Raw genomic sequence first — 7,076 nt, 5'->3', positions numbered from 1 at the left:
TCAGAAGGCCGCGGTGGCCCAGAGACCGCAGTTCACGACGATCTGTGCGGTACCCGCGGCCATACAGGTCAGCTGGACGTAGGTCAGAACCGGGAAGAGCCCCTCCTTGCGCCGGGTCTGGACAGCCATGCACACGCCCCAGACGCCCATCAGCGCATAGGCCAGACAGGTGAACACGAGACCGACGCGGATGGCGTCCTTGTGGTCCCGGTAGTATTGTGCGACATCCTGTGGGGAATCGCTCGGGTGGATGGCGGGCGGGAAGTACCGAGCGAGCCAGACGCTCCCGATCACAAATAAAACGAACATGGCCGGACCACACCATGCGACAAGTAACTGCGAGTTGCGGCTCATGCTTTGGCGCTCGGCCCGAGCTGGACCGGAGCCGTTTCTGCTTGTTTCCCCTCCCGCAGGGGACGTGATGACATCGGTAGCGCTCACAGGACCCTCCTTCTCCCTCGGTCGAGGTGGTGTAGGCGGGCCGAATAGCCCGTTATATCCTACTTTGCGCCAGCATGATCCGCCTTCGCGCCTCCCTGCGCGCGACTGCCACAGCCAGCAACAAACTCGACACTCCAGACGGTGATCACACTAACAAACAAGTGATTGTTTTCTGCCGACCATAGTTGGCCGTGTGACCTGTGTCAATGTCGCCGTGTCCACGGCGACACACAGACGTATGATCTTTTTCCCGAATCGTGCGGCAACGTGGCTCCACACCAAGATCTGTCAAATCTCACCAGCCGACGACACCCTCTTGGACGATACCGACTGCATCACTCCCCGAGCGGCAGCGTCCTGGGATGGGAACCCGCGCCGGAGCGCAGATAGCGGTACCAGGCAAGCGCCGCCGGCCGGGCGCTCGGGTCGGCGGACAGACTGGCCCGCACAAGATCCATACCGGTCCGGTCGAGCGCATCCTCGACAGCCCGCGTGGCGCTCTCCGGCGTGACCGTCCGGCCGGGCGCGAGGATACGGACGATGAACAGGCCGAGCTTGAATAGATCGGAGCTGATCGACTGCGGCTCGTGTATCACCGGGGGAAAGAAGTCCGGCGTATGGCCCTGATCGACGACCGCCGCGTTGCCGACCTTCCGCACCGCGTCACAGTCCACCAGGAGCACGTCCGGTGTCGGTCGCAGACGGTAGAGGACGTTACGGGCGGAGATGTCGCCGAAGACGATGCCCTGGTTGTGCAGGAACGCCACCAGGTAGGCCAGCCGCAGGCACAGCCACCACCGCTGCGCACGGTCCGGGAACGGCAGGCCGAGCGCCCGCATCTGCTCGGGGCCGGCGAACAGCGACCGCGCTTCGCTCGGCCGGCGCTCCGACCGTCCCGTCGCTGTCGGGGAAACCTGGAAGAAGGCATCGGGTATGAGCCGCATGACGACGCCGAGCACCTTCGCACGAGCGGAGTCGGCATCGCTGTCGACCACGATCCGCAACGGCCAGGCCAGATGCGTGTCGAACCACAGGCGCTGGTCCGCCGGCAACGCCAGCTGCAGCGCGATGATGTTGGCCAGGCCCTGGGCCGGCACCCGCCCCACGATGGAGCGGTACTCCTTGTAGACGAGCGGCACCCCCACCTCGGGAAGACCGAATTCGGGCAGCCGGTAGACGACCGCCTGCCCGCCCCGGCTCAGCAGATCGACCCGGCCCAGCCACTGCCGCTCGACAGCGACGCTCTGCCACTTCACAGGAGGCTCTCAATAACGAACATCCGGGTCGATCCAGGACTCGGGCGGATCGCCGATGACCGTGTCGAGAGCATGGACGTCCGTTTCATCGATCACCACCATCTCCTGATGACCCGAGGCCACGACACTTCGTACGATGATCTCGGTCAGATTTCTGATCGCGCTTTCCGGGCTGGCCAGCCGGCTTTGTATGAACAATGGCGTCGTCGGCGCCGGATGAGCCAGCGCCCGCATGATCTCGGGATTCGAGTCAGCGACGGCGCAGGGAATGACGTGCGGGGTGGTCGGGCATTCCCGGAGCAGGGTGGCGAACGCCTCCTCCCAGGCGCCGGGAGGATCGTCGAAGGGTTCGCCGTCGCTGAGAAAGAACACTCCGGGGCGGCCCACGGTGAAACCGTCGGCCGCCAGCTGGCGGCGGTCACGGTCGACGGTGGCCCGTAACAGGTTGAGCGCGGGCGCGTATCGGGTGCCGTCGTCACGGCACGCCAGCTGGGGGAACGTCGTCGTGGTGAGCAGGTCGCACAGCGGCAGCACCGTCCGGCTGCCGCCGGCAAAGTCGATCATGCCGACCCGGACCCGGGCGGCAGCGACCGAATCACGGGCCAACGCCTCCCCGATCCGCTGCAGGATGAGGTTCGCGGTGTCCAGCCGCGGCCCGTCCATGGACTGCGAGACGTCCACCACGAGGTAGAACGGAATCAGGGTGGTCCGTGGGTGCGTGTCCGACCGCTGCACGGTTACCTCCACCTCGTTTCTGCCGAATTCCCGCCGATACCGCCGATATCAATGCTGCTTCCGATTGTTTCGCCGATTTTGTCCACTCCGTGTCGACTACCGGACACCGACAGCGATGACGACCACCAGCGCGAGAACCAGCAGGGCCACGACCGCGAGAACCGTGCCGGCGGCCCTCGCGACAGGAGCCACGCCACCGCCGGCGCCACCACCGCCGGTGGCGACGCCGTCCCCGGTCAGGTCCGGCAGCGCCGGGAACGGGTCAAAACGGCCGCTCCGGGCCCGGGCGCACCATGGGCACTCCGGGAGATGCCCACTGTAGGTGTGGCCTTTCCGGTTGCCGCATGTCCGGACGTCGTCCCAGGCCAGGTCGAGGGCTTCGGCCCATTCCTGCGCGGCCGGCCGCGAGTTGACCGCGCCGTGGCCCGCCCCGAACGCTTGCCTGGCCAGCGCGGCGATCCGCGGTGGAAGGACGTCGGGCTCGACGGCCTCGTCCGGGACCTCGACCTCGCTGGGCGCCGTCAGGACGGTGATACCGTACTGGATGTTCGTCTCGGGTGATGGATCGACGTCCAACAGCCGGGCCGGAATGCCCTGGAAGGGATGGTCGCCGCACAGCAGCAGCTGGCATACCAGCACGGCGAGGGTGAACCGGTCCGTTTCGACGCCTCTGGGGCCGGACAGCTCGGGCAGCAGTTCGGGCGCGGCATATTCCGGGGTTACGGTATGGCAGGAAAAAAGCTCCCCGTCGTACCGGAACTGCAGCGAGTCGCAGTCGAGAAAACTGATCAGACCGTCCGCCCGGACGTGAATGTTGGACGGCGCAAGATCACCTACCACGATCTCCTGGTCGTGCAGAATGGCGACCAGCTGGCTTAAGTTGCTGGCCACCCCCAACAGAAACTTCCAGTCCTTGTCCGGGAAGTTCGTCAGGCGAGTGTAGTGCTCGAAGAACGTGCTCAGCGGCTGATCATCGGAACGCCACATGACGTATCCGAGAACCGCCCCGCTGGCGTCGCGGGCGAGTTTCTCCGGCCATACCAGCCCCGGATGACCGGAACCGGGGTCGACGAACTGTGACGCGTCGAAGGCCCGCAGCATGCACTCCAGCCGGTGGGTGCGTTGGGCGTCGGGCTCCCGGTAGATCTTCACCGCCTGCCGGGCATCGCTGTCCACGGCGTGGACGATCGACTCGGTTCCAACACCGAGCACGGTCGAACAGGTCAGCCTGCGCCCGTTGACAAAAATCTCCGTCACCGACACAGAACCGCCACCACCAGCGTCGTGTCGTCCTGGGTCACTTCGGTGACGTCCTCCCGCACCAGCAGCCGGACAAGTCCGGAGGCATCAAAATGATCATTGTCGAGCAGTCTGAGCACGGTGTCGATGACCGGTTCCCGGGCCACCGCCAGCCGGCCGTCGGCGTCCCGTCGCAGGGTCGCGGGGATCAGGCCATCGGTCGATATGAACACACCGCTGATCCAGGGGTCGTAGAGGGCGTTCACCCGGGCGGCTCGGCTGGTGTCCGACGTCAGGAAGACCGCGTGGGTGGCGTGCTCGGCGTCGGCGGTCCCGGCGTCGAGCAGGTGCAGGTTGTCCTGTCCGCCCTCACCCGTGCGGACGACGATGAAGCCGTCCCCGATGCCGAGATAGCCGATGACGGGATGGGCGAGGACGACGACTGTCAGTGTCGTCGCGAACTCGTCGACGTGCTCCGGCCCGGCGATCGCGGCGACGACCCGCCGGAACTCGGCGACTATCTCCTCATGCGAGGCCGCCAGGATTCGCTGTAGTTCCGGCGCGGTCGTGGCGCGGCCGGCGGCATGGACACGGTCACGCACCAGCCGGGTGGCGATCGCGACCGCGAGCCGGGAGCCCTCGGCCGACCGGGGCGCGGATCCCGCGCCGTCGGGCAGCGGCCCCCGCCCGTACAGCGACAGGTGAGCGAAGGAGTCCTCGCACCATCTGCCCTCCCGCACGTGCGAATACCCCTGGACGCTGGCGCCCCGGATACGCCACCGGTCGGGCCGGCCGCCGGCACCGCCTCGGACGGCCACGGGCTGCCAGCCGGGGGTCACGCCTGCCTCGGCTGGTAGCCACGCAGTTTGTAGTTGGGGTCCTCCACGCTTCTGTCCAGCTGCACGAGAATGTCGCTGAAGTCGAACCGTCCATACATCATGTTTCGCTCCGGAGCCAGTTCGCGCAGGGTTGCCTGGCCCCGGTCGTCGATGGGCGGAATACCGATCGCGAACAGCGCCAGTTTCTGGTTCGCCTCCAGCCCGCGGATCTCGCCTGCCAACGGCCGCCAGTCCGAGCTCGGATGCCCCTGGTCGTCGGTCGGCCGGCCGTCGGTGACCAGCCAGACGAGCGGACGTTTCCAGGTCACCCTGTCCCGGGCCAACTGCCGCTTGCGCGCCTCGATGACAGAAATACTCAGCCGGACCGCCTCGACCAGCGGTGTCACCCCGTCGGCGATCAGCTTCGGCGGCTGGAAACTGTGGGCCGGCACGAACGGGGTCCGGTCACTGCGCGGATCGAAACTCTCGCTGCCACGCCATTTGCGTACTCCCCCGGCACCAAAGGTGATGAGCGCGAACTCGGTGGTCCGCGCCATCTTCTCGCCGGCCTGCATACTGCGCGCCCAACCGGCAAGCGCGTCGTTGAGCCTGTCGATCGCCTCGCCACGCATCGAGTACGAGGTGTCCATGCACAACACCACGAGCACGCGATGGCTCGGCCGGGGAATGGGAATGTTCCCGATGATGTCCCGCGGCTGCTGACGATCCGCTGCCCTGTCAGAGCTGTTACGAGGTGCCATTTTCCGATGTATCCCCGTCTGCGTAGTCACTACGGACTACCGGCCTGGGCGGCCGTACGGTGGCCACGCCTGTAGTCCGTCCACCTCGTGCGTCGTCAGCCGCACCTGGTCGCCGACGCGGGGCCGACTCGATCCCGAGCCCTTCCAGGTCGCTCGGTAGAGCCCACCGTCGACCGCGACATAACCCTGCGGGCCGAAAGCGGAATGTATGATGCCGAGCGGGCCGACGGCGATGTTCGGTTGCGCAACCGGAGACACCGGCCGTGCGCCGCCATACCCGCCGCCCCCGCCGTCCCGGCCGCCGTTGTCGTTCCGGCCGTTGTCGTCCCGGCCGTTGTCCTCATCGACGTCGTTGTCATCACCCGCGCCGTCATCCCCTCTGCCCAGCAGCCCGCGCCGTCGGAGCACGGCGGCACCCAGCCCGAGCAGCACGATGACGATCAGTGCGTAGACCCAGAACGACCGGCCGGAGCCGCCCTGCCCCGACGGGGGCGGCTGCTCGGCCGTGGAGGCCAGGCCGGACGGAACAGCCGACGTGTCCACCTGTAGCGCCCGCCTGAGGACGACGTCCAAGAGGAAGGGATCGGTGTTGGTGGCGTACACCCCAGATGCCCGTTCCGCCTCGGTACCCGCCACCTGTTCCTGGCACTGCCTCCCGCAGGGCGTCTGCTGCCCGCCCGCGCCGCTGTTGCGGGCAAGGGCCGCGCGGGCGGCGTCCGCGTCCGCGAACCGGTGGCCGGCCACTGCCAGCAGCACCGAACCGGCCGTCCCGAGATCGGGCCGCTCGCCGGCCCGCGAACGCTCCGGCAACGCGACCTGGACGGCAAGTTTGGCCCGATGATCGAAGATGGCGTCCAACACGGCCGACTCGCCCTGGCCACCGATCAGCGTGGACGCGCCGGTCACCCGGGCCACGACGACTCCGTCGCCGTCCATAATCCCGTTGAGCAGGCTGTTCAGGGTTTCCAGAACGGCCCGGTCGACCTGCGGTGGCAGCTCCATGACACGCACCACGAACACCGGCTGCTGACCGGACGCCGACGCGGCCGCCGCGGGAGACGCGGACAGCGGCGACACGACCGGCACCACAACAGCCAGCCCCACAATGACGGTCGCCGCGGCCACCGATAACAGGGTCTGGAGCCGTAACCGGCCCGGAGACCGACGTCGCGGAACGCGCCCGGCATCCGTCACGGGGCAGTGATGACCGCCTTGCAGCACCGGAACCCCCCGACATTTACTGCTGCTCGTGACAGCCACAGGTCACTGTAGTCAGCGGAAAGCCAGCATAGCGACCCGATTGCCCCGGACCTACCAACCTCCCCGGCCCCACCAGAGCCCGGTCCGCTTCGCCGGCCCGATACGACGGCACGGCAGGTGGCACGACCGGTAGCGCGGCAGGGCCGCCGCCACCGGCTCCTCCTCGGATCGCACGCCGGCAGACCGGGATCGCCAACGGCACCAAGGATTGCCGAATTGTGATAACTCCACAATCCTTAGCAGCCCAACGCTCGATCATGGCTTCTCTCACGACACCGGACGCCGTCGACAGCCGCATCCCGCGACGCCCAGAGGGGGATCATGCTTGCCAAGCCGTCCGAACTGTTCGACCGCGACGCCGAATGGTCCGACTACGGCACATTCGCTCGGTCCTGCCCGACGCGCCCGGGGACGTGAAGCTGCTGCTGTTCTCCCGGTCCGGCTTCACCCCCGCTCTCGCCGCGGACGCCGCCGCGTCATCGGACGTCGAACTGGTCGACCTCACCGCCTCTACACCAGCTCCTGAGCCTCCGGTCGAGTGCCGCTTGCATCCCCCGACCCCAGCC

Annotated in this window: 7 protein-coding genes and 1 pseudogene; 1 reads left to right on the top strand and 7 read right to left on the bottom strand. The window is 67.5% G+C overall.

The window, feature by feature from the left end; translation table 11 throughout:
* The 7 genes from CM1CMNOD_RS06405 to CM1CMNOD_RS06375 all read right to left on the bottom strand — a co-directional run bounded on the left by CM1CMNOD_RS06405 (nt 1) and on the right by CM1CMNOD_RS06375 (nt 6,375).
* Complete coding sequence (locus tag CM1CMNOD_RS06405; RefSeq protein ID WP_131772310.1) at nt 1–441, bottom strand: hypothetical protein; 441 nt, start codon at nt 439–441, stop codon at nt 1–3.
* 335 nt (nt 442–776) lie between these two features.
* Entirely contained in the window at nt 777–1,697 is a 921-nt protein-coding gene (locus tag CM1CMNOD_RS06400) for a serine/threonine protein kinase (RefSeq protein ID WP_013872856.1), read from the bottom strand.
* Nucleotides 1,698–1,706: 9 nt separating this feature from the next.
* Nucleotides 1,707–2,432: a vWA domain-containing protein gene (locus tag CM1CMNOD_RS06395; RefSeq protein WP_013872855.1), complete on the bottom strand. Its 726-nt coding sequence runs from the start codon at nt 2,430–2,432 to the stop codon at nt 1,707–1,709.
* 96 nt (nt 2,433–2,528) lie between these two features.
* Nucleotides 2,529–3,689: a protein kinase domain-containing protein gene (locus tag CM1CMNOD_RS06390; protein WP_131772309.1), complete on the bottom strand. Its 1,161-nt coding sequence runs from the start codon at nt 3,687–3,689 to the stop codon at nt 2,529–2,531.
* Nucleotides 3,686–4,510, bottom strand: coding sequence for a protein phosphatase 2C domain-containing protein (locus tag CM1CMNOD_RS06385; RefSeq protein WP_013872853.1), 825 nt, complete (start codon nt 4,508–4,510; stop codon nt 3,686–3,688). The genes CM1CMNOD_RS06390 and CM1CMNOD_RS06385 overlap by 4 nt, the downstream gene beginning before the upstream one ends.
* Nucleotides 4,507–5,139, bottom strand: coding sequence for a vWA domain-containing protein (locus tag CM1CMNOD_RS06380; RefSeq protein WP_165001404.1), 633 nt, complete (start codon nt 5,137–5,139; stop codon nt 4,507–4,509). The genes CM1CMNOD_RS06385 and CM1CMNOD_RS06380 overlap by 4 nt, the downstream gene beginning before the upstream one ends.
* A 147-nt stretch (nt 5,140–5,286) precedes the next feature.
* Nucleotides 5,287–6,375 carry a hypothetical protein gene (locus CM1CMNOD_RS06375; protein ID WP_043603140.1) on the bottom strand — a complete coding sequence of 363 codons (1,089 nt, stop codon included), beginning with the start codon at nt 6,373–6,375 and terminating at the stop codon, nt 5,287–5,289.
* A 497-nt stretch (nt 6,376–6,872) separates the two neighbouring features.
* Between CM1CMNOD_RS06375 and CM1CMNOD_RS22255 the strand changes: the two are divergent.
* Nucleotides 6,873–7,076, top strand: a pseudogene (locus tag CM1CMNOD_RS22255) (hypothetical protein); the annotation flags it as partial.

The sequence above is a fragment of the Protofrankia symbiont of Coriaria myrtifolia genome, from assembly GCF_900634755.1.
GTDB lineage: Bacteria > Actinomycetota > Actinomycetes > Frankiales > Frankiaceae > Protofrankia > Protofrankia coriariae.
This window is presented reverse-complemented; position numbering and strand designations above follow the sequence as displayed.

What these genes read in the sequence shown, in the direction of transcription:
- CM1CMNOD_RS06380 (WP_165001404.1), bottom strand. Translation starts at nt 5,139, where the DNA reads ATGGACACCTCGTACTCGATGCGTGGCGAGGCGATCGACAGGCTCAAC.